This window comes from Altericroceibacterium indicum, assembly GCF_009828105.1.
Classification (GTDB): Bacteria; Pseudomonadota; Alphaproteobacteria; order Sphingomonadales; family Sphingomonadaceae; genus Altericroceibacterium; species Altericroceibacterium indicum.
This window is the reverse complement of sequence record NZ_WTYQ01000006.1, coordinates 16622-40777: the sequence shown is the minus strand read 5'-3', so window position 1 is coordinate 40777 and position 24156 is coordinate 16622. Positions and strand designations below refer to the sequence as shown.

The 24156-nt window shown below is 56.0% G+C and carries 20 protein-coding genes; 7 read left to right on the top strand and 13 right to left on the bottom strand.

The window, feature by feature from the left end; translation table 11 throughout:
- Nucleotides 1-39: 39 nt before the first annotated feature.
- From GRI39_RS13490 to GRI39_RS13480, 3 genes are all read left to right on the top strand, one after another.
- A complete protein-coding gene (locus GRI39_RS13490; protein ID WP_160740262.1) occupies nt 40-1110 on the top strand; it encodes a ParB/RepB/Spo0J family partition protein in 1071 nt (356 codons plus the stop codon).
- Between the two features lie 301 nt (nt 1111-1411).
- Complete coding sequence (locus tag GRI39_RS13485) at nt 1412-2644, top strand: replication initiator protein A (RefSeq protein WP_160740261.1); 1233 nt, start codon at nt 1412-1414, stop codon at nt 2642-2644.
- A 544-nt stretch (nt 2645-3188) separates the two neighbouring features.
- Nucleotides 3189-3476: a WGR domain-containing protein gene (locus tag GRI39_RS13480; RefSeq protein WP_160740260.1), complete on the top strand. Its 288-nt coding sequence runs from the start codon at nt 3189-3191 to the stop codon at nt 3474-3476.
- A 24-nt stretch (nt 3477-3500) separates the two neighbouring features.
- Here the strand turns inward: GRI39_RS13480 and GRI39_RS13475 are convergent, their stop codons facing one another.
- Together GRI39_RS13475 and cydD are read right to left on the bottom strand one after the other, a co-directional pair.
- The gene (locus GRI39_RS13475) at nt 3501-5093 is read right to left on the bottom strand and encodes an amino acid ABC transporter ATP-binding/permease protein (protein WP_160740259.1); all 1593 of its coding nucleotides are present in this window, start codon (nt 5091-5093) and stop codon (nt 3501-3503) included.
- Entirely contained in the window at nt 5090-6730 is a 1641-nt protein-coding gene (cydD, locus tag GRI39_RS13470; RefSeq protein ID WP_160740258.1) for a thiol reductant ABC exporter subunit CydD, read from the bottom strand. Before cydD ends, GRI39_RS13475 begins: the two co-directional genes overlap by 4 nt.
- 117 nt (nt 6731-6847) lie before the next feature.
- Here cydD and GRI39_RS13465 point away from each other — a divergent pair, with 117 nt between their 5' ends.
- From GRI39_RS13465 to cydX, 3 genes are read left to right on the top strand one after another with little or no spacing between them, the layout of a single operon-like run.
- A complete protein-coding gene (locus GRI39_RS13465) occupies nt 6848-8422 on the top strand; it encodes a cytochrome ubiquinol oxidase subunit I (RefSeq protein WP_211371624.1) in 1575 nt (524 codons plus the stop codon).
- A gap of 27 nt (nt 8423-8449) precedes the next feature.
- Nucleotides 8450-9595, top strand: coding sequence for a cytochrome d ubiquinol oxidase subunit II (gene cydB / locus GRI39_RS13460; protein WP_211371623.1), 1146 nt, complete (start codon nt 8450-8452; stop codon nt 9593-9595).
- Nucleotides 9596-9616: 21 nt separating this feature from the next.
- Nucleotides 9617-9733: a cytochrome bd-I oxidase subunit CydX gene (cydX, locus tag GRI39_RS13455; RefSeq protein WP_160740257.1), complete on the top strand. Its 117-nt coding sequence runs from the start codon at nt 9617-9619 to the stop codon at nt 9731-9733.
- A 71-nt stretch (nt 9734-9804) separates the two neighbouring features.
- On the opposite strand, the gene GRI39_RS13450 is transcribed toward cydX, so the two are convergent.
- The 8 genes from GRI39_RS13450 to GRI39_RS13415 all read right to left on the bottom strand — a co-directional run bounded on the left by GRI39_RS13450 (nt 9805) and on the right by GRI39_RS13415 (nt 21334).
- Nucleotides 9805-12609, bottom strand: a complete 2805-nt coding sequence (locus GRI39_RS13450; RefSeq protein ID WP_160740256.1) for a DUF3857 domain-containing protein — start codon at nt 12607-12609, stop codon at nt 9805-9807.
- A gap of 107 nt (nt 12610-12716) precedes the next feature.
- Nucleotides 12717-13868: a hypothetical protein gene (locus GRI39_RS13445; RefSeq protein ID WP_160740255.1), complete on the bottom strand. Its 1152-nt coding sequence runs from the start codon at nt 13866-13868 to the stop codon at nt 12717-12719.
- Nucleotides 13855-16089, bottom strand: a complete 2235-nt coding sequence (locus GRI39_RS13440) for a GumC family protein (protein ID WP_160740254.1) — start codon at nt 16087-16089, stop codon at nt 13855-13857. Before GRI39_RS13440 ends, GRI39_RS13445 begins: the two co-directional genes overlap by 14 nt.
- Nucleotides 16090-16091: 2 nt before the next feature.
- Nucleotides 16092-16781 (bottom strand): polysaccharide biosynthesis/export family protein, encoded by a 690-nt coding sequence (locus GRI39_RS13435; RefSeq protein WP_246205090.1) that lies wholly within the window; start codon nt 16779-16781, stop codon nt 16092-16094.
- Complete coding sequence (locus GRI39_RS13430; RefSeq protein WP_160740252.1) at nt 16765-18084, bottom strand: O-antigen ligase family protein; 1320 nt, start codon at nt 18082-18084, stop codon at nt 16765-16767. Before GRI39_RS13430 ends, GRI39_RS13435 begins: the two co-directional genes overlap by 17 nt.
- A gap of 273 nt (nt 18085-18357) precedes the next feature.
- Nucleotides 18358-20004 carry a cation:proton antiporter domain-containing protein gene (locus GRI39_RS13425; RefSeq protein WP_160740251.1) on the bottom strand — a complete coding sequence of 549 codons (1647 nt, stop codon included), beginning with the start codon at nt 20002-20004 and terminating at the stop codon, nt 18358-18360.
- Nucleotides 20005-20162: 158 nt separating this feature from the next.
- The gene (locus GRI39_RS13420; RefSeq protein WP_160740250.1) at nt 20163-20576 is read right to left on the bottom strand and encodes a hypothetical protein; all 414 of its coding nucleotides are present in this window, start codon (nt 20574-20576) and stop codon (nt 20163-20165) included.
- Between the two features lie 44 nt (nt 20577-20620).
- Complete coding sequence (locus GRI39_RS13415) at nt 20621-21334, bottom strand: hypothetical protein (RefSeq protein ID WP_160740249.1); 714 nt, start codon at nt 21332-21334, stop codon at nt 20621-20623.
- Between the two features lie 148 nt (nt 21335-21482).
- Between GRI39_RS13415 and GRI39_RS13410 the strand changes: the two genes are divergently transcribed.
- Nucleotides 21483-21962, top strand: a complete 480-nt coding sequence (locus GRI39_RS13410; RefSeq protein WP_160740248.1) for a GNAT family N-acetyltransferase — start codon at nt 21483-21485, stop codon at nt 21960-21962.
- Here the strand turns inward: GRI39_RS13410 and GRI39_RS13405 are convergent.
- The 3 genes from GRI39_RS13405 to GRI39_RS13395 are packed head-to-tail and all read right to left on the bottom strand — an operon-like array spanning nt 21959 to nt 24155.
- Entirely contained in the window at nt 21959-22249 is a 291-nt protein-coding gene (locus GRI39_RS13405) for a DUF3325 domain-containing protein (RefSeq protein WP_160740247.1), read from the bottom strand. The genes GRI39_RS13410 and GRI39_RS13405 overlap by 4 nt on opposite strands.
- Complete coding sequence (locus GRI39_RS13400) at nt 22246-23853, bottom strand: PepSY-associated TM helix domain-containing protein (RefSeq protein ID WP_160740246.1); 1608 nt, start codon at nt 23851-23853, stop codon at nt 22246-22248. Before GRI39_RS13400 ends, GRI39_RS13405 begins: the two co-directional genes overlap by 4 nt.
- On the bottom strand, nt 23853-24155 hold the full coding sequence (locus GRI39_RS13395; RefSeq protein ID WP_160740245.1) for a hypothetical protein: 303 nt from the start codon (nt 24153-24155) through the stop codon (nt 23853-23855). Before GRI39_RS13395 ends, GRI39_RS13400 begins: the two co-directional genes overlap by 1 nt.
- Between the last annotated feature and the right edge of the window lies 1 nt (nt 24156).

The following is a 24156-nucleotide window of genomic DNA, read 5'->3' as shown; positions in this document are numbered from 1 at the left end:
AACGCACCATAGATGGCACAAAGGCAGGAGACAGGGCCGATGGCTAAAAAACAAAAAGACTACCTCGCAAGCCTGCTCGCGGATGAAGATGAGATTGAGGTAAAGGGCAGTAGCGGCCCGGAAGACAACACCCCCCCTGCCCCACCACCAGCAGCCCCGGCCTATCGCGGTCGCGGCACCACTTTGCTGGGCCGCGAGAGTGCTTTGGCGCGCGTTTCCAGTGGCGAAGTGCGGCAGGTGACGCAGTTGCTGCTTGATCCGGCCAAGGTGCGGGTGTGGGAAGGCAATGCCCGCTCTTACGAACATCTCAATGAAGTGAATTGCGCAGAACTGATCGATTCCCTCGTGGCGGAAGGGGGCCAGAAAGTGCCCGCTATTGTCCGCCGGGTGGAAGATGATCCGGCCTATGATTATGAGGTCGTTGCAGGCACGCGGCGCCATTGGTCGATTAGCTGGTTGCGGCAGAATTCCTATCCGGAAATGCAGTTTCTGGCGACAGTGCAGCAGCTCGATGATGAGGCTGCTTTTCGTGTGGCTGACATTGAAAACCGGGCACGCAAGGATGTCTCCGATCTGGAGCGCGCGCGCAATTATGCCGCTGCCCTGACTACCCATTATGGCAACCACCTGACCCGCATGGCGGAGCGATTAAAGCTGTCCAAGGGCTGGCTGTCCAAGATGCTCAAGGTTGCCAATATTCCTGATGCGATCATCGATGCCTTTGCCTCACCTGCCGATGTGCAGTTGAAGCCCGCCTACCCGCTGGCGCAGGCGCTGGATGATAAGGATGCCTCGCGTGCGATCCGTAGCGAAGCGGGCCGGTTGGCCAAATTGCAGGCCACGCGCAAGGCTGCCGGGGATGCACCGATTGCCGCGCCCGACGTGATCCGGCGTTTGTTAGCAGCAGGTGCCAACCCACGCTCTACGCCTGACAAATTGACTATTGATGGTAATCATGGCCGCCCGGCTGTGACCGTGCAATCCAACAACCGCCAGGGCGTCACACTGCGGCTTCATGCCGGCCACGGGCTGAACAAACAGGATCTGCTGCACCGGGTTGAAACCGCGCTCGACCTGCTCGAACGCGATGGCAAGGGCCTGCAAAGGTGATGCGTTTCCCCGGGGAAACAACTCTGGCAGGGTGCTTGCCCAGAGGCGTGTTTCCCCGGGGAAACGGACCTGCCAGATCGCCAGCTTTCCGACTAAGCGCCCTCCCCTGCCCGATCATCAGCCTTATGATCGCACCCGCTTCGCGCTCTGCAAAAAACCTTCTCATCACATGGCAACCGAGACGTTTCCCCAGGGAAACACTCTGCTCCGCTCCGCCTGATAATTACAAAATTCACACCTCTGTTTCCCCGGGGAAACAGAGCGCCACCCTGCCCTTACCTTTCACATCAGCGTGTATTTGATGAACCAGCGCAAACAGCAAACCGTCGCCGAACAGTTCGACCTGTTTCTTCCCTACCTCGCCGACCTCCCCTTGCGCGATCAACGCGAAATGATGGAGCGGCCCTTTTTCAGCCTCGCCAAAAAGAAGCGCGTCAAACCGATCGATTACACAGCGCCAGACGGAAAGCTGTGGGTCCATGTCTCCGCCAATCCGGACTATGGCATGGCCACGATCTGGGATGCGGACATTCTGATCTATTGCGCCAGTATGCTGGCCGATATGGCACGGCGCGGGATCAATGATGTTCCGCGCAAACTCCATATCATGCCCTATGATCTGCTGCGCGCCATTGGCCGACCGACCACGGGGCGCGCCTATGAACTGCTGGCGCAATCGCTCGACCGGCTTGTCTCGACCACCATCAAAACCAACATCCGGGCAGAGAACCGCCGCGAAGCGACATTCTCCTGGCTCGATGGCTGGACGCAGTTGGTCGACGAACGCACCGAACGTTCGCGCGGCATGACCATCGAACTGAGCAATTGGTTCTGGGAAGGGGTGATGATGAAGGGCGGGGTGCTCTCCATCGACAGGGCCTATTTCGACATCACCGGCGGGCGTGAACGCTGGCTCTATCGCGTGGCGCGCAAACATGCCGGCGGGGCAGGGGAGGGCGGCTTTGCCATCTCCATGCCAGTCTTGTTCGAAAAATCGGGTGCCGAAGGGCAATATCGTCGCTTCAAATTCGAAATTCACAAGCTGGCTGAAAAGAACACATTGCCCGGTTATGACCTCAGCATCGAACAGGGCAAGAATGGGGAACCCAATCTGCGAATGCGGCGGATCGATGCGATGGGCGGGGCAGGGGGCGATGCCAGCCATGCTCCTGCCGCACCGTCAGCAGGCAAAGGCTCACCGGTTTCCCCGGGGAAACGATCTGCTGCGAAAAGCCGCAGTGCGGCCCGGTCTGACGATACTTCTGAGGCAGATGCACCACTGGTGGATGCCTCTGCCCTGATCCGCTCCACTGTGGCCGGTCTCACCGACGCCAGCACGCGCGGTTATATGGAAGATGAAACGATCACCCATCTGCGCGAGAAATGCCCTGGTTGGGACCTCTATGCGCTCCATGCCGAATTTGAACGCTGGGTCGCCGCCGATCCAGCGCGCACGCCAGCGAATTGGCAAAAGGCCTTCATAGGCTGGGTCAAACGCCATCATGAGAAGCATGGCGGTGACTTACGCCGTTGAGATCAGTGAACAGGGGAGGGGAGGGCAAAACCTTCTCCTACCCCGGTTGAAGGTGTTCATTCTGACTTGAGAGCCCGTTCCCGAAGTGTCGCGTTTTTGCGTAGTGCTGATTTTTTCATTCCTCCGTTAGAACGCTTCACCCCCTCCACGAATAATTTTTGAACCTCTAATGGCCGGCTTCTGTAGGAATTGATTCAAATTGAACCCACTTGCTTTAAGCATCGACCTATCAGGAACGCCGCAAATGCGTCAGACGATCTATCAGGAACGCAGCGTCGACCTTTCAGGAACGATAGGGACGACATTACGGGAACACATCATCGATCTATCAGGAACATGGACAAAGGGCGAATCGTGGGACTTCAATGAGTCGCGGCGCAAGGTACAGAGCTTAACCTGTCTAACAGATTCATAACTGCTCTAACCTGCGTGAAAATCTACGATTTTTCAGGAATAGGGGATAAAGAAAGGCTCGCATGTACACCCGCTCATCGAGGCAGTGAATCAGAGGTCTCCCTGTGATTCATAAAATCCCTTGGACGCCATGGCCGAAACAGCGCAGCTTTCGGCCATGGAACCGCTCGAATGGGAAATATGCTGGGAAGCCCGAAACCCTGATCGCAATATTGCACGATCCTACCGTCTGACACTGAGCTGTGATGTGTTTGGATGGTTCACCGTTGAGAGATATTGGGGCAGAATTGGCTCACGCGGGCGCAGTATGACGGCAGCCTTTGACTGCTACCACGATGCACAAGCCTATTGCGCAAAGATCATTCGCAAACGCTCCCATGCCCGGCCCCGTTTGGGGACGTGCTATAAGCGTCTGTAAAGGCTTATAGCGTTGTTTTTATAGTTAAATATCTGTCGACACATTGTGATGCACAGTCTCATGCGTGATCATCACAATGCCCTTACCCTGGCGGTTAATCCACTTTGTAAGCTGGTCGAGTATCTGGTTTGCCAGAGCCGGGTCCAGCCCGGCGGTGGGTTCATCCAGCAAAAGCCATGGAGCAGGGGAGAGTAAAGCCCGCGCGAGCGCCAGGCGCCGCCGTTCACCACCTGACAGTCTCTCGCCATTTTCTCCCACCCAACTGGCGAGGCCTTTCGGAAGTGCTGCAACCACTTCAGTGAGCCCGGCTATCGCTAAAGCCTCCTGCAAGGCCGCATCGCTTGCATCAGGTCGGGCAAGCAGAAGGTTGTCCCGCACCGTACCGGAAACAAGCTGCGCATCTTGCGGAGCATAGGCAAAAATTTCGCGCCGCTGGACCGGAGACACCCATGCTGCATCAATCCCGTCAATCATCGCCAGGCCGGGAGATAACGAGCGCAGGCCCATGAGCGCTTCAACCAGCGTTGTTTTGCCGGTGCCCGATGGGGCACGGATAACCGCCAAATCACCGCGCTCCACCCGCTCGCTGAGGAAACCGGGCAGGGCGATCGTCCGGCCCTTAAGGGCGATTTCTTCATGCGCTTCGACTTGCTGGGTCGATAACACGCCATCAAGCCGCTCAGCGGCCCGCATGGCGGCGCCTCGCTCGATCTGGCGGGTGATAAGGGGGCTCAGGCCATCCACGCCCATCGCGCCTGCCAATGCGGCCAGAGCAGCCAATGCAGGCCCGGAAGGAAGCGCTGCAACAGTGCAGGCTGTGGCACCAACAGCAATGGCCATGGCCCGCAGAGCTTCTACTCGCGAAAGCGCGTGATGGTGAGCCACTTGCGCATCAAGCAGATCGCTTTCAGCCTCAGCATTGCGCGCGCAGGCCCAGTCCGTAAGGCCATAACACCGCAGCTCCGGCGCAGCATCAATCAGGGAGGAGAGGCGATCGCGCAAGGCTTCGCTGGCAACCGCCACATCTTCTGCACTGGCATCGATGGCTGGTTGCAAACGGCGCAGCAGCCATAAGGTCACAGCCGCGACAAGCAAAAGCGTCAGCGTGGCTACGGGGCTGGCGATCAGAGTCATAATCAGCGCAGCCATCAGGCCGGAGAAGGCCGCAAAACCGGCCGGACGGCGCACCAGCGCATTTTCCGTGAGCCCGACATCCCCAACAAGCCGGGAAAGGGCAGCCCCCCGGCTCATGCTGAGCGCTTTTGCTGGCGGCTGAGCGACAATCGAGCGGAACAATGTGGCGCGGACATTGGCCATCGCATGAAGCGCAGCCTTATGGCCGGTCACCCGTTCCCCATAACGCGCGGCGGTGCGCACAATCGCCAGAAGGCGAATACCGGCGCTGGGGAGCATATAGTTGAAGGCATTGGCAACAGCTGGCCCGGCCGCCCCTGCCAGTGCAGCAGCGGTGAGAAACCAGCCAGACAACCCCAGCAGGACAACCGAGGCAATGGCAGCAAGGCCAGCGCAGATGAAAGCCTGCCGCCAGGTTGCGCGGCGGGTGTGGTTTTCATGCGCGAGAAGCAGGGATAGTGGGCTTGCAGGAAGGCGGCTCATGAACGGACTCCCTGAAGATCGACAATCTGGTCGCAAATGGCGGCGAGGGCAGGGCTGTGCGTGGCAAGAATGACCGTATGGCCAGCCAGAGTTTCCCGCAGAAGTGCAATGATCTGTGCTTCACTCTCAGGGTCAAGATGCGCGGTGGGTTCATCCAGCAACAAAAGCGGTGCATTTTTCAGTAAGGCGCGCGCCAATGCGACCCGCCTTCGCTCTCCACCGGATAACCCACTGCCGCGTGGATCGAGTTCAACATGGATACCGCCGCGCCGTGACAGCATAGGGCCAAGGCCAACCTTTTCAGCCATCGCATTGATCTCGGCCCGTGTGGCATCGGGCCGGGCAAGAGCGATATTGTCCGCCACCGTTCCCGGCATGATCAGGGTGGATTGGCCGGCCCAGCCCACCATGGCGGAGAGGTCGGCCTGGGGGGCAATCTCTGTGCCATTAAGGCGGATCACACCTTCACGCGGGGCCAGCCCGATGAGGGAATGGAGGATCGAGGATTTCCCGCAGCCCGATGGCCCTATCAGGGCGGTGGATTGCCCGCTCTCGATGGCAAGATTGAAATGGGCGATGGCTGGCTGTTCGCTACCCTCATGATGGATCGTCAGGCCCTCAAGCGCAATCGCCGGGGCTTTGCTGGCGGTTGGGGAGGGGCTGCGCTCCACCTCCGCAAGCAGCGGCTCAAGGCGCGTGATGGCCGTTTCTGCGGCCTGACGATCATGATAGGCAGCGGCCAGACGGCGCATGGGCGCGTAAAATTCCGGCGCCAGCGCCAGAACAAACATCGCTTCTGTCAGCGTCAATGTTTCCGGGATAGGCAGGGGAAACAGGCCCAGCAAATTAAACCCTGCATAGACGGCGACCAGCGCCACAGACAGGGCAGCAAAGAATTCCAGCGAGGCGGAAGACAGAAATGCCACCCGCAACACTTTCATTGTGCGGCGGGCAACGTCTGTGGCAGCATTTTCGATGTGGCCAGCTTCGCGCTCTCCGGCACCAAAGGCAATGATGACCGGCAGGGCGCGCAAACGGTCAGAAAAGAGGTCCGACAGGCGGGCGAGGGCATCGAACTGCTTGCGCGACTGATCCGCCGCCGCGCCGCCTGCCAGGATCATGGCAAAGACAAAGGGTATCAATGTGCCGAGCATGATGAGCGCGGCAAACAGGCTCGCACAGGCGGCCGCTCCGACCACCAGCAAGGGGGCGACAACAGCGGCAAAGCGGGCTGGGAGAAAGCGAGTGACATGGCCGTCAATCGCTTCAACTTCATCAATGATAGCGGTGATCCACCCGCCGCCGGTGCGCGTTCCGCCGGGGAGACGGGAAAGGGCAGTGATGAGAATTTTGGCGCGAAGGGAACGTTTCACCCGGCGCGCATCTTCTGCCCCCGCCCGTAGGGCTAGCGCAGCGGACAGTCCACGCACCACTCCACTAGCCACCATTAACAATAACCACGGGAAAACCATTTGTTCCGTAGCAATGGCATTTACTGTGAAGGCCAATCCGGCGGCAAATAATATTGCGCCGCAACTGTCTGCTAACAGGCCAATGCTGGCTCTTTTTGATGGGCGACCGGTGACCGGTTCAAGCAACTTACGTGCTATTCGAGGGTCAATTTGTCCGGTCGACATAGATGCAGTTCCCTAGGATATTCCGGTTTAGATTCTTTGACACGGATCAACGACGTGCGGCACTTTGAGTCGCATTGGCAGCCACATCAATTCCTCTGTCCCTTCAGGAGGCGTATAATGATCGATCCCACCGTGGTCGACCTGTCTCGATTACAATTTGCCTTAACGGCACTCTACCACTTTCTGTTCGTACCGCTGACCCTTGGTCTCAGCTTCATGCTGGTGATCATGGAATCGGTCTACGTTATGACTAACCGCCCTATCTGGCGTTCTATCACCCGTTTCTGGGCAAAACTCTTCGGCATCAACTTTGTGCTGGGTGTGGCGACCGGTTTGACGATGGAATTCCAGTTCGGCACAAACTGGGCCTACTTCTCTCATTATGTGGGCGATATTTTCGGCGCGCCCCTGGCGATTGAAGGTTTGATGGCCTTCTTCCTGGAGGCGACATTTGTCGGACTGATGTTCTTTGGCTGGGATCGGCTGTCGAAACTGGGGCATCTCTTCGTCACCTTTATGGTGGCGTTGGGCACCAATCTTTCGGCCTTGTGGATTCTTGTCGCCAATGGCTGGATGCAGCACCCTACGGGCAGTGTCTTCAACCCTGATACGATGCGGATGGAAGTCAGCGATTTCGGCGCAGTGTTGATGAACCCTGTGGCGCAGGCCAAATTCGTTCACACAGTCAGTGCTGGCTATGTCATCGCTGCGGTTTTCGTGTTGGGCATTTCCAGCTTCTACATGCTGCGGGGGCGTTTCCCCGGCTTTGCCAAGCGTTCGATGGTGGTGGCTTCGGCCTTTGGCCTTGCGGCTTCCCTGTCGGTCGTCGTTCTGGGGGATGAAAGCGGTTATGCGCTGACGGATAACCAGAAGATGAAGCTCGCCGCGATTGAAGCGGAATGGCATACAGAACCAGCTCCTGCGGGGATTACCTTGGTTGGTCTCCCTAATATGAAGGAGCAGAAGACCGATTATGCGGTGAAGATCCCATATGTTCTGGGCCTGATCGGTACACGCAGCCTTGATGGCCAAGTGACCGGCATGTCCGAACTGGTTCTGCAGGCGCAGGAACGGATCGAACATGGGATTGTGGCCTATGATGCACTTGAAAAGCTCAAGGCGAATTCTGACGATACGGCCGCACGGTCAGCATTTGAAACCCATCGCAATGATCTGGGCTATGCGCTTCTGCTGAAGCGCTATATGGAAGACCCACGTCAGGCTACACCTGAAGATATCAGGCTTGCAGCCTGGGATACGGTCCCCAATGTGCCGCTGATGTTCTGGTCGTTCCGCCTGATGGCAGGAATCGGCTTTGCGATGATCGCCCTGTTTGCAACGGCGTTTATCCTGTGTTCCATGCGTAAACACACGAGTGCGCGGTGGTTCTGGAAGCTGGCAGTGTTTGCACTTCCTTTCCCTTGGATCGCAGCGGAACTTGGCTGGGTTGTTGCGGAAATGGGTCGTCAGCCTTGGGCAATTGACGGCGTGTTGCCGACATTCCTTGGGCCATCGTCACTGACACCGGCCATGATCCTCACCACGATTATCGGCTTTACGGCGCTCTATGGCACGCTGGCGGTGATCGAAGTGCGGCTGATGCTGGCGGCGATCAAGCACGGGCCGGTGGAAGATCACGCTGATCTTGCAACCGAACGCGCTCAGGAACCGCAGCTTCAGGTCACAGCCTGACCCAACCGGACACAAAGGACATTCATCATGGAATGGCTCGATTATGAAATGTTGCGGCTGATCTGGTGGGCCCTTTTGGGCGTGCTGCTGATCGGCTTCACCCTGACCGACGGGTTTGATCTGGGCGTTGCCTCGATCCTTCCCTTCGTCGGTCGGAACGATGACGAACGGCGCATGGCGATCAACGCCATCGCGCCAACCTGGGAAGGTAACCAGGTGTGGTTCATTCTTGGGGGCGGGGCGATTTTCGCCGCCTGGCCTTACATCTATGCGGTAAGCTTCTCCGGTTTTTATCTGGCGATGTTTGTCGTCCTTGCATCGCTGATCCTGCGGCCGGTCGGGTTCAAATACCGCTCGAAGAAGACGGATCCGAAATGGCGTTCACGCTGGGATTGGGCTTTGTTCGTCGGTGGTTTCGTGCCCTCACTCGTCTTCGGCGTCGCCGTCGGGAACGTGCTGCTTGGCATCCCCTTCCACATCAACAGCGATATGCGCAGCTTCTATGAAGGTAGCTTCTTCGGATTGTTCACACCCTTCAGCCTGCTGTGTGGCCTGCTGTCTGTGGCGATGATTGTGCTGCATGGCGCTGCCTATCTCACCATCAAGGTGGAACATGGCGTGGTGCATGACCGGGCCAAAACCTATGGCACATGGGCTGGCCTTGCTGCGATCGTGCTCTTCGCGCTTGGCGGTCTGATGGTGGCTTTCACCAATATGGGCTACCGCATCGAAGGCGCGGTAGATCCGCTTGGCCCATCCAACCCGCTGCGGGCAGAAACAGTGCAGGCAGCCGGTGCATGGCTCGCCAATTACAGTGCGCATCCCTGGATGATCATTGCCCCTGTGCTTGGCTTTGGCGGTGCTGTGCTGGCGCTGATCGGCATCCGTGGCAAGAAAGAATGGCCCGCATTTGCTGGCTCTTCGCTGGCGGCTACAGGGATTATTTCGACGGTCGGACTGTCGATGTTCCCCTTCATCCTGCCATCCAGCATTGACCCGCGTTCGAGCCTGACGGTGTGGAATGCCTCATCGAGCGAACACACTCTGGGGATCATGCTGTTTGTCACCATCGTGCTTTTGCCGATTGTGCTCATTTACACATCATGGGCATTCAAGGTGATGTTCGGACGGGTGACTGCGCAAGACGTCAAAACCAACCCCGACTTTTACTGATCTGAGGATAGGACTGATATCATGTGGTATTTTTCATGGATACTCGGCGTCGGCCTCGCAGTGGGCTTTGGTGTTCTCAATGGCATGTGGCACGAATTCCACCTGCCGCTGGAAGACGAAAATGAGAAAGCAGGCTGACCGTCTGCCTTGACTCAATAAAGAAAAGGCCCGGCTGCGATGCCGGGCCTTTTTGCATTTACGGCGCAGGGTTACTTTACGCCGAGATCATAGCGGGCATAATCCCGCTGGAGATGAGGATAATCCCTCAGCGCCTGATCAACATCTTTCTGGCCTCCCTTGTCGCCATTGGCGAGACGCACAATCCCGCGCAAATAGCGTGCACCTTGCCGGTCCGGTTCAATTTCAAGCGCGTTGTTGAGATCTTCAATAGCAGACTCATTTTCAGCAAGGCGAAAATAGGCCAGCGCGCGGCCGTCCATTGCTGATGAGACAGAGCTGGAATTTTCGATTGCTTGTGTGCACACCGAAAGGACATCATCCAGGCCAACATTCCATTTCCCGCGATGCCAGCAGGAAATTTCCAGAAGGTATGGGTTATTCGGTTTTTCAACCAACTCAGAATTGATGATTTCAAGACCTTCTTCAGTCTTACCTTGAGCGCCAAGGATATCTGCCCGTTCGGTGGTGAATTCTATGTCATCTTCAATCTGGCCCTCATAATTGGCAATGACTTTGAGGGCACTATCATAGTCACCTGCCAATTTAAGCACGCGTGCTTCTTCCCATGCGTGGTCGGGAGTTGGTTCCAAGGCAAAGGCTTCGCGTGTATCGGCAATCGCCTGGTCATCGTCTTCTAAAGCGCGATCTATCCAGGCGCGCCACAGATAGAGTTCTGCGGTGGGTTCGATCTCCAACTGTGCCGTAAGATCTTCATATGTGCCTTCATAATCCCTGATGGTCTGTCGGAATAACGCACGGCTTCTGAGAGGCGCAGTTTCCTTGGGGTCTTTTGCGATAGCCGCAGCGTAGATCTCTCGGAGCGTAGCCGTTCGTGCGGTGAGGTCTTTGGATGATAGCTCCCAAACCCGCTCGCCCTTAGGAACAGCCTCAAGGCGCAGTGTCTTGGCATCAAGCCGTGCTGTCTTCGCTTTTTCCGCACTGATATTTCCGGGTTGAATTTCCTTGGGAAACTCTCCGCGATTCGTCTGTATAGTCAGTTCTTTGTCGTTGAGTGTTGCGGTTCGCGTCAAATCCATGTTGATGACATTGGCGGCAATATCGGGTTTTCCAACCAGAGTGTAATCGCCTTGCTGCGAAGGGAGCGCAATCGTCGTCAGAATTTCGGAATGAATTGGCGAGACACGAAAGCTAACCGGGATATCACGCCATAAACTGCGCGCCCGGTCAGGGGCAAATCTCACATCGCTAATATCAAAATTATCGAATGTTTGCTGCGCTTTCCCGCGCTTAAAGGACCATCGATTAGAGGTAACCCCCTTGATGGATGCTGTGAGCACTCCTGTCTTTACATCGTAAGAAAGCTTGCGTTCTGAAATCACAGCATTGCCGAACATTTCATCGGAAAAAGTCTGAGAGAACTTATCGATATTCTCATCTGTGCCTTGCAGAACCAAAGGTCGCAATTGTGCAGCGATGGGGCCTATGAAGTTTGCATCGATCGTAAAAATGACTGGCAAGTCGAAGCCAGCGCTTTCGTCGAGTGTAATCTTAGAGAAAACATTCGGTTGCGCCAGAGGGCGTTCGGGCAAGGCTATAAGGTCAGCCCCTTCGGCACGCAAAGGCAGGGCGTTGAAGAATGGCGGCACGCCATCGATATCTGTGATCCGCGTTCCGGCAGCGGTGCCATCCAGCCAATATTCTCTGCCCCCGATCATAGCCCGCACCAGCACGTGATCGAAATCGGCCGGCATGGGAAGCAGTTCGGGTACGGCATCGCCGATGGTGCTGGAGACAAGCGCGGCTTCTGCTTCTATGTCCATCGCGTGGAGGAGAGTGAGCAGGAGTACAGTCTTGGCCTTGCAATCGCCATAGCGTTTGGCCCAGGTTTGTGCCGGGCTTTGCGGCACATAATTGCCGCCGTTCATACCATTGGCGAGATAGCTGATATCATCCTGTACCAATTGCAGTGCGAGCGCTGCGCGCTGCAAAGGATCGGCGCTGGCGGCTTTGATCCGGTTGACTTCGGCTTCCAGCCCCTGGGCGGCTGCGAGTTTGCCTTCCGTTGAATAGAGGTCAGCGAAGGAACTGGAGACGTCTTTCCAGTCTTTATAGGTTGTTGCCTGAAACAGTGGGGCGCGCAGATAACGCATTGGCGCATCGGAAGGCATGTCTTCGCGCTTGGGAAGCGGCAGGGCGATACTGGCATAGTGATAGCCGTTTTTGCTGCTTTCCTCCACGCCATCAACAAATGGCCCGGCGCGCCAGCTGACCTGCTCACCTTCTGGCCAGGACAGTGAATAATGGGCATAACCGGCCTTCTGAGGATCAGCAAAGAGGGGCTGTGTTGCCTGAACATTGCCATCCAGGGTGGCATCTTTGAGCGTGGTGGAAGTCGTTACCCGCAAAATATCCCCGACCCGCAGATCAGGGACGGTCATGGTGGCAGTCAGCAGACCGTCGATCGAGCGCTGTTCGAGTTGCTGCTCGCGGCGCAGAACCGTGAAGCGTTCCTTATTGTCTGCGGCCAGAGCGTCCAGCACATGGATCGTCTTGCCATCACGCAGAATATCCAAGCGATTGACGGTCAGATCGCCCTTGTCCGGAAGCCACAACGTGCTCACCGTTCCAGCGGAAGTGACTGCTTCGGGGCTGTCCAGTTTGAAGGCCCGGTCGCTATAGGTGACCAGTTGATTGTTTTCGATCCGCTGCTGAATATCCAGCAGTACCAGCGGCACATTGCTTTGCGGAGTGATGGAGGAAATATCGAAGCTATCGACCCATTCAGGGGCATCACCGTAAAGAACGTCATCACCCGCCCATGCAGGCACAGAACAACATGCGAGCGCAATAAAGCTCGCCCCCAAGAAACGCATAAAATCAGCCCCCTATTGAATATTACCAATGCTGCCATTGGGCGATATCAAGGGCAAGGCGCTTTTAGTCTTTTATATTCTTTAATGTATTGGGGTTGCCCTATCGGCTATTTCACTAGCACTTGTGCTATTTCTCCGCTGCCTTGCGGAACACGCAGGCGCAATTGCTGAACCGAGCAGCCTTCTGGCGGGATTGTAACGTTCCATATGCCATTGGCGGCTCTGGATACAGATGCTCTGGCGCCTTTACCAAGACACGCCACAAGCACATCGATATCGCTCACGGAACCGCCCTCTCGATCCTGCATGGTGATGCTGTGCTGGCCTGGTGCAAGTGTCAAAAATCGTTTGGCGAGGATACGCTTCAAACTGTCGCTATTGCTGAAGCTGAGCGTCGTTACAGGACCATTTCCACGATAATCACGCATCAGGCCTGGTTCAGAAGGATATTGCCAGTCAAAAGGGCCATTCTCGACGGTGCTGCTTGGAAATGTCATCATACCAGCTTGATTGCTGGACACGGTGGCGCATCTTTTAGGCCATAGCTGCCGCGCATTTTGCCCGGCGTTATTCCGAAGCAAACGATCCGTTGCATTGGCCATCTGATCGCAATCGAATTTGGCACCATCTTTCGCTGCCATCAGAATGACATTGGTATAGGTGGCGCTATCGAGAAAATCCAAACCGTCTCTGATGAAGCCTGCTGTCTCGACAGGGCTTCCTTTAAGAAAAGCCGCATAGGCGCGGCGGCCTTGTGGGTTTTGAACGATTTGTTCAACCACAGGATCGATAAATTCTTTGGGCCTGCGCATCGTGCGAAGCGCCGTCAGGCGCTGAATGGCGACTTCCCAATTACGGGTTTGCAAGGCGCCATCGAGCGCAGCGAGCTGTAAGAGCATATCGCGCCAGCCCCGGGTCACACCTGCTTGCAGCACCGGACCTACCCGGTTACTCTTTTCAAGCATCATTCCTGAAGCGAGCAATGAGAGATTTTCGGCAGGAATGGGTCGTCTACTGAGAAGTTCAGTCGCTTGGGACACCGTATTGGTTCCATCATTTGCCAAAAGAGCATTCCGCGCTTCAACAGCCGGAGCAAAATTGCGAAATGCATCTGGCACACTGTCAGCGAGTTGAGGCCGCCGCTGCACGGCGAAGTCGACTTCTGTGCCAACGGTCGCCCAAGCTACAATGAGCAGGGCGACCGTCCAGATCAGCCATGAGAAGCTGAAGTTTTGTGAAGCGGCTTTAGCCCTTGCCACCGGTTTCGTCCGTGTAATTATAGTAGCGATAGCCATAGTAGCCATAATCGCCACCGGCAGCCTTGGGATCAAATTTGGTCAGGGCAATACCGATAACGGGCGCACCGACAAGGCGCAGACGGCGGAGCGAGGCTTTCACTGCGCCGCGATGCCCTTGCGACGCATCAACCACCATCAGAACCGCATCGGCCTGGGTGGACCAGCTGATGGCGTCAGCCAGACCGAGCATTGGCGGGCAATCGACCACGATGACATCGAATTGTTCTTTCAATTCATCCATAATCGCACCGAGGCGAGGGCTGCCAAGGAGCAAGGAAGGGTCTGGTGGGATCGGCAAGGCAGTCATGTATGACAGGTTAGGTTCTTCAGACGAGCGGATCACATCCTGCAATTTCGATTGACCTGCCAGCACGCTGGAAAGCCCCGGCTGTTCTTTTTCACCCATCAAGCGGTGAAGTGTCGGGCGTCGCAAATCGCCATCGATGAGAAGTGTCTTCTGGCCAAGCCGGGCAAGCTTCACCGCCATCACATTGGATGTCGTTGTCTTGCCTTCTGAAGGCTGGGAGCTGGTAATCTGGATAGATTTTGGCAGCCCCGTTGCCGTGGCATAGCTGAGGTTCGTGACCATCGACTGATAGGCCTCACTGATAGAAGAGGTCCCATCATTAGAGGCGAGGTCCAGCGCGTTGTCTTCGATGTTGGGCACAAGACCGAGCAGTGGAAGACCCAATTTCCGCTCCACATCGTCCGGGCTACGAATGATGTCATCCAGATATTCGCGCAGGAATACGAATACAGCCGCCGCCGCAACACCGAAAACGAAAGCCAGTGCAAGGTTCAGTGTCAGTTTGGGTGAAGAAGGCTTTGATGGAACTTCTGCGCGGTCTACTATCGAGACATTGTTGGAAGCAGCTCCGGCAGAAGCATTCAAAGAGTTATAACGCTCAAGTAACGTGTCGTAGAGAGAGCGGTTGGTTTCCGCTTCTCGCTTCAGCACATTATACTGCACCCCGCGATCCTGTTCGATCAGGGCATCACTGCGCAGTTTATTGACCTGTGCTGTTAAGGCATTTTCCTGATCAAGCGCGGATTTATACTCACTATAAACCGACTGTTTGATTGACTTGCCAACGTCCTGAATTTGTGAATTGAGGCGGTCAACCTGAGCCTTCAGCGCCAATACGGTGGGGTGGTCATCAAGATGACGGGCTCGCTCTTCAGCCAGTTGAGCTTCAGCCTGGCTGCGCTGCGCAATGAGGTTCTGAACAGCTTGATTGGATAGTACTTGTGGTACTGAAAGTACGGGCAGTTTCTCAATGCTACGCCATGCATTTTCAGCAGCAATTCGTGCTGCGACTGCTTGGCTGGCTGCAGCATTGACTTGTACAAGACTGTTATTGGTTACGGAAAGAGCAGTATCTTCGCTACCATTGGGCCCGTTATTGCTTGTACGAATAAGACCGGCGGCGCTTGAATACTGGTTTAATTTGGTTTCAGAATCGGCGAGCTTAGCCCGTACTTCTTCAAGTTGTTGGGCCAGGAACTTCCGTGCATATGCTGAACTGTCAAATTTTCTATTAAGGTTCCCTGCGATATAATTATCAGCAATAGCATTTGCTATTCTGGCGGAGACAACTGGGTCTGCACTTTTGAAATTGATAGATATGACACGGCTATTGGCAGGTAAGCTTGTACTAAGGTTTTTTTGCAAAAGGCCAACCGCCTCATCCCGGCGAAGAGCTGAAAGACCGTCAGCCCCTTTATATCGACCATTCAAATCACTTTTGCTTGGAATATCTTCGCCTTGTGCAGTAAAAAATGTCGGATCGTCAGAAAGGCCCTCACTTTGCACGACACGAAGTGCTAAAGATCTACTACCTATAATGTCGACCTGGGTTTGCAAGAAACGCTCAGTATCCTGATATGTGGCTGTTGGAGCTAAATCAGTTCCTTCAATAATCTGGTCTGCTTCCTGTTCAACCAATACACGGGATGAGGCAACGTACTGTGGAACGATTAACATCGTTATCAGTAGCCCTGCGAGGAGGAAGCCTACGATAATCGCAATAATCCAGAGAATATTGCGCCGCAAAGCTGAAAATATCTTGCTGAAATCTATATCAATCAAACTACTTTCGTCGCCAGCACTGGTTTCATCGTCGAGACTAATGCTTGCACCGTTAGCTTTTTCTGCCGTTAAGTAGCGTGTATCATTCTGCATAGTCAGAACCTTGTGAAAGCGTTAACAAGGCCTGCGGCCTGAAGGAAATCGCGGTAAGCACCCTTGACGGCGGAGAAGCCGACAACAATTTTGTCACCGCCAAGAATTTCAGGATCTGGCGCTTTGCCTTCACTGATATCCTTGAAATTGAAAATGGCACCCATGCGTTGACCGTTTACAACACGGAATACGATGACCTGATCCACAACTGCTGTGCGTGTCAGACCTTCAGAACGGGCAATCGCTTCGAGGAGCGTGGTGCTACCAGAGATTTCATAAACACCTGGCTTGGTGACATTGCCTTCGACCGTCACACGTTGCGCAGCTGATTGCACAACGCCAACCACCACCTGTGGTGAACGAATAAAGCGTTCGCCAAGCCCGGCTTCAATGGTGCGGCTCAGCTGCAATGGCGTTTGCCCTGCAGCGTTTATTTCCCCAACCAAAGGAAAGTTGATTGAGCCAGCTGAATCCACCTGTAGCTCATCAAAGCTGAGGTCTGGTTCCTGAAACACTCGGATTGAGAGTGTGTCCAGCACGCCGATCTTATAGGCGCTTCGCATTCCGTCCGGATCAGGCGGCGGCATCATGGCATATGCGTCGCTGCCTTTGGGGAGATCAGCGGAAGGTGAAAAGCATCCGCTCAACGCCAATGGCAGGATTACGAGTGTCCCCTTAATCAAGTGACGCAATGTCTTTTCCCTTCGCCTCGTCATACCGTGATGCTTCTAATAAACCTATAGCCAATGCTGCAATGCAAAAAAGTGCTTGGCTGCGTAAAGGATAGTCGACGCAAGATTGCAATGCCAAGCATGCTGCAATCGCTAACAAACTCCAACGTGTGGCATTTCTATTACGCTTACCTATGCGCGCTGCCCAAAGAAGATAGGCGGCCCACAAAATAATAAGAATTGGCGCAATCACACCACTTTCGACCATGGTTTCAATATAATCATTATGCGCTCTGCCGGCTCTCGATGTGCGAAGATTCTCAAGCGATTCATCAAGTTGATAGACTTCGTCAAACGAACCAAAGCCTGCGCCGACTGGCCAGAAGCGTTGCCTGCTAACCCAGGAATCTTCCCAGATGGCCGGGCGAGCATCTTCCAGGTTATCAAAGCGATCAAATGATTGGGAAAGCTTATTGTTCTGGGTAACAAAAAAGCCAATCATCAGCAGGGCGAGGCAAGTTGATACAACAGCCCATATTGTTCTCTTCCTAAACTTTGTACTGGTGTGGAGCCGGGGAAGCGCTTGTGCCGAGGCAAGAAGCAAAGGAATAATCAACAGGGCCATACTGGATCGGGACTGGCTCAGAATCACTGACAGAAAAAGCAGTCCGCCGGTTGCGACGTAAGCCATCCTCAACAGACCTTTGGGCCTGGCAGCCACAAAAAGCCCGATGAGTGCACACAGGCAGATCACCAGAAACAGACCGGCAGAATTATGATTCGCGAAACTGCCGAACAGATGGTTCGGGCTTCCGTCGCGATAAAATTTGGTTGCGCCATTGGTGATCAATTGGGTTGCCCCGATGAGCACGTTGAGCAGGCCCAATCCCACCAACACGGTCAGCGCTAAGTGGCGGCGCTGACTATCAAGCCGTGATGCCAGAACCAGAATCGCAAAAGGTGCGATGAGCCCGATGGCGGCCAGAAGGGTCAGGCTGGGGGCGACTGAGATGGGGAACCAACGGTCTTGCTGGCCAATCAGTGCGAAGGATTCCGCAACCAGTTCCCGTCCGGGCAATGCGCTCCAGATGGCAGGTGGCAAAGGAATTAATTGCACGAGCGGCAAGGCAATCGTGCAGCAGGTCAGCACTTTAAGCGGCCAGCTTGCGCGGCTGAAAAATTCTCTTACCTGTTTAAAAGACAGTCCGAGAATAACCAGTGCCGCCAATTGAACCGGTAGGTTGAACAACGGATAGCCACGGCCCCCACCGCCCAATATAACCGCGAGACTAAGGAGCAGCCAAAGACCATAGTCTTGGCGCAATGCATCGCGCCATTCGCCATAGGGCGATTTTCGCGATCTTCTTGATGGAGCTGAGGGGATAGTTTCCTGCCTTAACTTCAAGGGCGGTTAGACGAATTCAGCGGTGCGAGTAACGGCGTTTTTCGATTCAAGCTACTATAATATTGATAAAAATTAATAGCATATGCGCTCTAATCTACTCAAAATCGGTTTGCGCCCATGCTTCGTGTTCCAGCAAGCATGAATACATACTGGCTGCGCGGCTATTATCAAACGAGAATCGCCTTGGCTCAGTCAGCTTGATGGATGGCTCATTTCAGCAGTGAGGGCCAGCATTCGGTTTGCTATTTCACGCTCCCCCATCACGATTTCTGTAACACCGAGCCGTTCGAGATGTTCAACTTCGGCGTCGGAATGGGCACGGCTGATGACCTGGATGGAAGGATTGAGCTTGCGCGCATGTTGGAAGATCGCGCCTGCTTCGAAACCTTCAGGGATCGCTATGATAAGTTTGCGTGCCTTGATTATACCTGCTGTTTCAAGGGTTTGAGGGTTAAGCGCATTGCCTTGAAGGCAGGTCATTCCGTCCAGTTCGGCCTGTTCAACGCGATCTGCATGGTCTTCAATTATGAGCATCTCTCGCCCGGCGCGATGCAGCCTTTGCGCGATGAGGCGGCCTACGCGGCCATAGCCGACCAATATGATAGAACCTTGGGGGAGGGGAGCGGGCTGACTCTTTTTTTCATTGTCACTGTGACCGGCAGTTGTGCGGGCCATGATGAGTGAAAAGATGAAAGGATTGAGGAAGATAGAGATGATCGCCCCGGCCAGAATGAGGTCGCGTGCCTCAGCCGGAATGATGTTGAGCTGCGTGCCTAAAGCCGCGAGGATAAAGGAAAATTCGCCAATTTGGGCAAGGCTTGCAGCGATGGTCATGGCCTTGGCATTCGAATGGCCAAAGCTTCGCACGATCCCATAGGCGGCGATGGATTTGCCAAAGATGATGATGGCCACAGTTGCGATCAGGGGGAGGGGCTGGGCCACCACCACATCGGGATTGAACAGCATTCCTACCGAGACGAAAAACAGTACCGCAAAGGCATCGCGCAAGGGTAGCGTTTCTTCGGTCGCCCGGCGGCTGAGCGGGGTTTCACCCAGGATCATCCCGGCGAAAAAAGCGCCGAGCGCAAAGGATACATCGAAGATGAAGGCCGCACCGAACGCAACCCCCAGCGCGATGGCCAGAACGGCAAGCCGGAACAACTCGCGTGAGCCGGTGTGGGCCACCCAGTGCAGCGCTGCCGGAATGGCGCGGCGGCCGACGATAAGCATCAGGCCGACAAAGGCGGAAACCTTCAGAAAAGTCCAGAAAAGCGGGGTTGCGACGGCCATGAAGCCGCCCTCCATTTCGCCATTGTTGAAGCGGGCGAGGACGGGCAGGAGGACCAGTGCGAGAACCATCACGAGGTCTTCCACGATCAGCCAACCCACTGCGATCCGGCCCCTTTCGGTCTCCACCAGATTGCGTGTCTGAAGCGCGCGCAGGAGAACTACTGTGCTGGCGACCGAGAGCGCGAGGCCGAAAGTGAAGCCTGCGGCGACATTCCAGCCCATCATTGCCGCCAGCGCCATTCCAAGCGCGGTTGCGACGCCGATCTGGACCAGCGCTCCGGGGACGGCGATGGCTTTGACGGACAATAAATCGCGCAAGGAAAAGTGCAGGCCGACCCCGAACATCAGCAGAATAACGCCGATTTCTGCCAGTTCATTGGCAAGGTTGGCATCGGCGACAAAGCCGGGGGTGAAGGGGCCGACGAGAATACCGGCGAAGAGGTATCCGGCGATGGGGGAAACCTTGAGGCGATGGGCGAGGGCACCCATGAAAAAGGCAACGACGAGACCGGCAACAATCGTTGCGATCAGAGGGGAATGGTGGGCCATATTGTCTCCCTTGAATGACGGTTTTCAAAGGGTTAGCGTCCGTCATCACAATCTATTTGAAGAGCGGCGGCAGGCTGGAAAACAGCCCGGCCACGCGATTTTTGAGCCTTTTCGCCTGAGCGAAAAACCTCATGCCGAAGCGCGATGGCCCGGCAGTTTCAGAGCTTGTTAGAGGGAGGCCCGCGTGGTCCGTGCGGGCGTTGAGCATGTGCAGAAAGGGGTTGAGGAGGACCTAAAGGGGCCTGAACGGAACCAACATCCCGCAAAGCCAGCATCAAAATCAGCGCGCAGGCAAAAGCCAAAACAGGCACCAGATGGAGACCCGGCCCAACATCAGGAGTGCCATCACGATCTGGCTTTTTGACCACCCACCGATTGTGCGCCGCACCATCATCGGCGCGATGGTTCAGGGCCACGACCGTGGTGGAAGGATCAAAGGCTGATCCAACATTGCGCGGACTTACTGCATTGGTCGGCAGCAAGGCAAAGAGCATGACGAAGGCGAGCGACAGGGCAATGACGATGCGGAAACACAGAGCTGCCAGATTGGAGGGTGCTCTGCCTTGTGTCATCGTCTTTATCTTTGCACCTTTACCGATGCGCCGAAGCGCTGCGTTCATCCAGAGGGTTCAGCGGCGAGCAGGCTATGCTTTGCGCCCGTGGAATAAGCGAGGTTTACCGCGTAACCCGCTTGCCCCAGATAGGAACGCAAAAGTGTTTTGGACAGGGTAATTTTATCATCATTGCCCAATTGCAGGCAGGCGGAGAGATAGGGCATCAAGGCGCCGATTGCGGAGCCTTCTTCTGCGCTCATCGGTTTGGAGTCCAGAAACGCGATCACTTGTGCCGGGGCATTGCGGAACGTGCATTCTGATACGGAGAGTTGCAGCGCCCGCAAGCGGTCTTTCGGCTCTTTGAAACGATCCACATAGGCTGCATCAAATTGATAGGGCGTGGCGGAGAAATCGGGAAAATTTCCATCATCATATTGGCGCGTGAGGAAATAGGATGCCAGCGCGCCGTGGAGAAGATCAGGCTTAAAGCTCAACGCAGTCGGGCGCAGCAATGGGCCGAGGCATTTTGTCTTGGAGAGGGCAAATTTTGCGGCCCTGTTGTTGTCTGCTTCGCGCCATTGGATATGATTCAGCAGCTTTTGCGCGTCGGCTGTATTCACCCGGGCTGTGCACTCTGCAAAGCTCCAGAATTGCGCGATCGCTTCACTCTCGCTGGCCTTCTGGTCAAAACCCTCAGCGGAACGGGGCGACTGTGCTGCAAGCGGTGCGCCAAACACAGCGAAGACTGATAAAGCCCATACAGCCAAACGTTTCATGGCTTCTCTCCTCATCGGAAAAGGAAATGAACCACTTAATAATGACAAGGGCAAGTCAGCTTTCCGGCTCTTTATGGAATGTTTGCACCAATGGCCTGCATCGGGGATAGCGGGCCGGGTGAACGGGCCACAGACAAAAGGATATTCTATGTTTGAAGTGCGTGAAGATGATCTTTCGGGGGAACAGACCCTTGGCCTGCTGGCGCTTCATCTGGCCGGGATGCAGGGAAATTCACCGGCGGAAAATGTCTTCGCGCTGGATGTGAGCGGGTTGAAGGTTCCGGAAATCACCGTGTGGACAGCCTGGGCCGATGGCCGCGTGGCGGCTGTTGGCGCGCTTAAAATGTTGGGGGATGGCACGGCGGAAGTGAAGTCCATGCGGACCCACCCCGTTTTTCTGCGCAAAGGGGCTGCCTCGGCCATTCTCGACACGATCATTGCCGAAGCATCGGCGCGCGGGCTAACCCGCTTGAGCCTTGAAACCGGAAGCGGGGAAGCCTTTGAACCGGCGCTGGCGCTCTATCGGCGGCGGGGCTTTGCCAATGGCGAAGCTTTTGCCGATTATGAGGCCAGCGCCTTCAACCAGTTTCTTCACCTCGATCTGGTTGAGGAAGTGCCGCCCGCTTAACGGCTTCCTGACAGTTTCACCCGGTCCGGCAGGAAGTTGAGCGCGAGGAAGGCTGCTCCGGCGCCCGCCATCAACAGGCCGGACCACAGGACAGGTCCGAAAATCCAGCCCTCGGCCGCTATGGCAGGGGGGAAGGAGGCCGCGATCAACACCCTTCCGGTGCGCTGCATCCGCCTTGCGGTTTCCGGCGTAGGGCGGCGGGGCAGGCGCTTGGCACCATGCTGCTTATCGGCAAGGCCCATGGCAAGGAAGGCCGCAACAAGGAGGATGAAAGCAAGGGCGATCATTCGGCAGGCTCCGGAACAGGCATCTGTGGGATGGGTTTGGTGTTGGCCGGTTCTGGCGCTATGTCTCGCATGGCGCGGGCCTTTCGCCTTTGCTGCGGCTGATGGCGCGCAATGCTTCGGGCCAATGCGCAGGAGGCCAGACCGAAGATGATGAGGGCAATATCGATTCCCGCCAGCACTCCGTCCCCATCGGCCAGCGTTTCGTTCAATCCGTGCATTCCAGCGAGGATATTATAGAACGGCAGAGCGACCAGCCCCACGCCGGTGAGGGCGAAGAGCGCGACCCAGCCCCATTTGGGTTTGAACGGCAGGGTCAACACAGCGCTGAGGCCCCAGGTGATAAACAGCCAGTTGATTTCCCATGCCGCGCGATCCGCCATCACGTCAGGCAGCAGGCGATTGGCCCAGAACATCGCCACAATGCCAAGGGAAAAGCCGCCAATAGTGGCGACATTGAGCCGTTCCACCAGACGGAAGCCGAAATGGGGGCGGGTAGGATCGGGCAGTTTTTCACGCCGCTTGACGGTCCACATCACAAGGCCACTGGCCACCATCAGCGTGCCGGCCACCCCGGCAAGGAAATAGAGCATCCGCAATGTTTCCCCGGAGAAACGGCCGGCATGGAGGCCGACCATCACCCCTGCGGTGAGCATGGCCGCGCCCTGTTCGGGTGAGCGCCACACTTCCTTGCCGCTCACCCCATCAAAAGCGATCCGCGGGGGGCGGGTGTCGAGCATGGATTTAGGCGAGCCGGTGAGCAAGACCCGCGCATTTTCATCGCCCGGATTGCTCACCTGGATACTGCCAATGGACATATTGAGCTGCGCCTCGGCCTTCTCCACCAGCGTGGAGAGCGGCAGCATTGGCGTGCGCACACCGCTGGCTTCTACCGCCGGGGCATCGGGGAAAAGCTGGTTCTGGATTTCTGCCTGATTATCGTAATTGGCCACCACCGCCCATGGCATCAGCAAGGCCATCAGCGTGACAAGTCCGGTATAGGTAATCATCAGATGAAAGGGGAGGGCGAGCACGGCGGTGGCATTATGCCCGTCGAGCCAGCTTCTTTGCCCTTTCTTCCGGCGCAGGCTGAAGAAATCCTTGAAGATTTTCTTATGCGTCACAATGCCGGAGCAGATCGCCACCAGCATCATCATGGCTGCAAGGCCCACGATCAGCCGTGCCCAGATGACCGGCATGTAATGAAGATCGAAGTGGAAGCGGTAGAAAAATTCACCGCCCCGGCTTTCGCGCGGATGCATGGGATCACCCGTGGCCCCAACCAGTGCGGTGTTGTCCCTGAGGCTGCTGCGAGGGCTGTCACCCGATGGTTGCCAATAGACCGTGGACCCGGCCGAATGGGTATCGGGAACATCGAGATACCAGATCTTGGCATCCGGCGCTTTTTCTTCGAGGAAATGCTGCGTCCGGTCCAGCACCTGCAAAGGCTGCTCTATCCGCGCCATTTCGGGGTGCATCCAGCGGTTCAGACCTTCACGGTAAAAGGCCATGGTGCCGGTGATGAAGACGAGGAACAGCACCCAGCCCAGCAAGAGGCCGGACCAGGTGTGCAGGAAGGCCTGCGATTGGCGGAAGGTCTTCGCCATTATGCCGCCCCTCCTTTGATCGATAGCCAGGTGATCGCCGCGCCGGCGGCTCCGATCAGCACCAGGCTCCACAAAGCGCGCCAGCCAGAACGGGCGGCAAAAGACCACATCACGGCGGCGCAGCAAATGGCAAAGGCCAGCAATGTGGCCGTGATGGTGGCTTCGGAACGCTCCATCGGCAGGATGCGCGCCAGTGCCATGGCCCACAGGCTGGCCACGGCATAGCTTACCGGCACGGCGGCAAGAATGCGCAGGCCCATATCGGTGCGGCGCAGCCAGAGGGGTGTGTCTCTTGTCGTCATG

Coding starts and splice junctions, on each gene's coding strand:
- GRI39_RS13490 (WP_160740262.1), top strand. CDS start 40: ATGGCTAAAAAACAAAAAGACTACCTCGCAAGCCTGCTCGCGGATGAA.
- GRI39_RS13485 (WP_160740261.1), top strand. CDS start 1,412: ATGAACCAGCGCAAACAGCAAACCGTCGCCGAACAGTTCGACCTGTTT.
- GRI39_RS13480 (WP_160740260.1), top strand. CDS start 3,189: ATGGCCGAAACAGCGCAGCTTTCGGCCATGGAACCGCTCGAATGGGAA.
- GRI39_RS13475 (WP_160740259.1), bottom strand. CDS start 5,093: ATGAGCCGCCTTCCTGCAAGCCCACTATCCCTGCTTCTCGCGCATGAA.
- cydD (WP_160740258.1), bottom strand. CDS start 6,730: ATGTCGACCGGACAAATTGACCCTCGAATAGCACGTAAGTTGCTTGAA.
- GRI39_RS13465 (WP_211371624.1), top strand. CDS start 6,848: ATGATCGATCCCACCGTGGTCGACCTGTCTCGATTACAATTTGCCTTA.
- cydB (WP_211371623.1), top strand. CDS start 8,450: ATGGAATGGCTCGATTATGAAATGTTGCGGCTGATCTGGTGGGCCCTT.
- cydX (WP_160740257.1), top strand. CDS start 9,617: ATGTGGTATTTTTCATGGATACTCGGCGTCGGCCTCGCAGTGGGCTTT.
- GRI39_RS13450 (WP_160740256.1), bottom strand. CDS start 12,609: ATGCGTTTCTTGGGGGCGAGCTTTATTGCGCTCGCATGTTGTTCTGTG.
- GRI39_RS13440 (WP_160740254.1), bottom strand. CDS start 16,089: ATGCAGAATGATACACGCTACTTAACGGCAGAAAAAGCTAACGGTGCA.
- GRI39_RS13425 (WP_160740251.1), bottom strand. CDS start 20,004: ATGGCCCACCATTCCCCTCTGATCGCAACGATTGTTGCCGGTCTCGTC.
- GRI39_RS13420 (WP_160740250.1), bottom strand. CDS start 20,576: ATGACACAAGGCAGAGCACCCTCCAATCTGGCAGCTCTGTGTTTCCGC.
- GRI39_RS13415 (WP_160740249.1), bottom strand. CDS start 21,334: ATGAAACGTTTGGCTGTATGGGCTTTATCAGTCTTCGCTGTGTTTGGC.
- GRI39_RS13410 (WP_160740248.1), top strand. CDS start 21,483: ATGTTTGAAGTGCGTGAAGATGATCTTTCGGGGGAACAGACCCTTGGC.
- GRI39_RS13405 (WP_160740247.1), bottom strand. CDS start 22,249: ATGATCGCCCTTGCTTTCATCCTCCTTGTTGCGGCCTTCCTTGCCATG.
- GRI39_RS13400 (WP_160740246.1), bottom strand. CDS start 23,853: ATGGCGAAGACCTTCCGCCAATCGCAGGCCTTCCTGCACACCTGGTCC.
- GRI39_RS13395 (WP_160740245.1), bottom strand. CDS start 24,155: ATGACGACAAGAGACACACCCCTCTGGCTGCGCCGCACCGATATGGGC.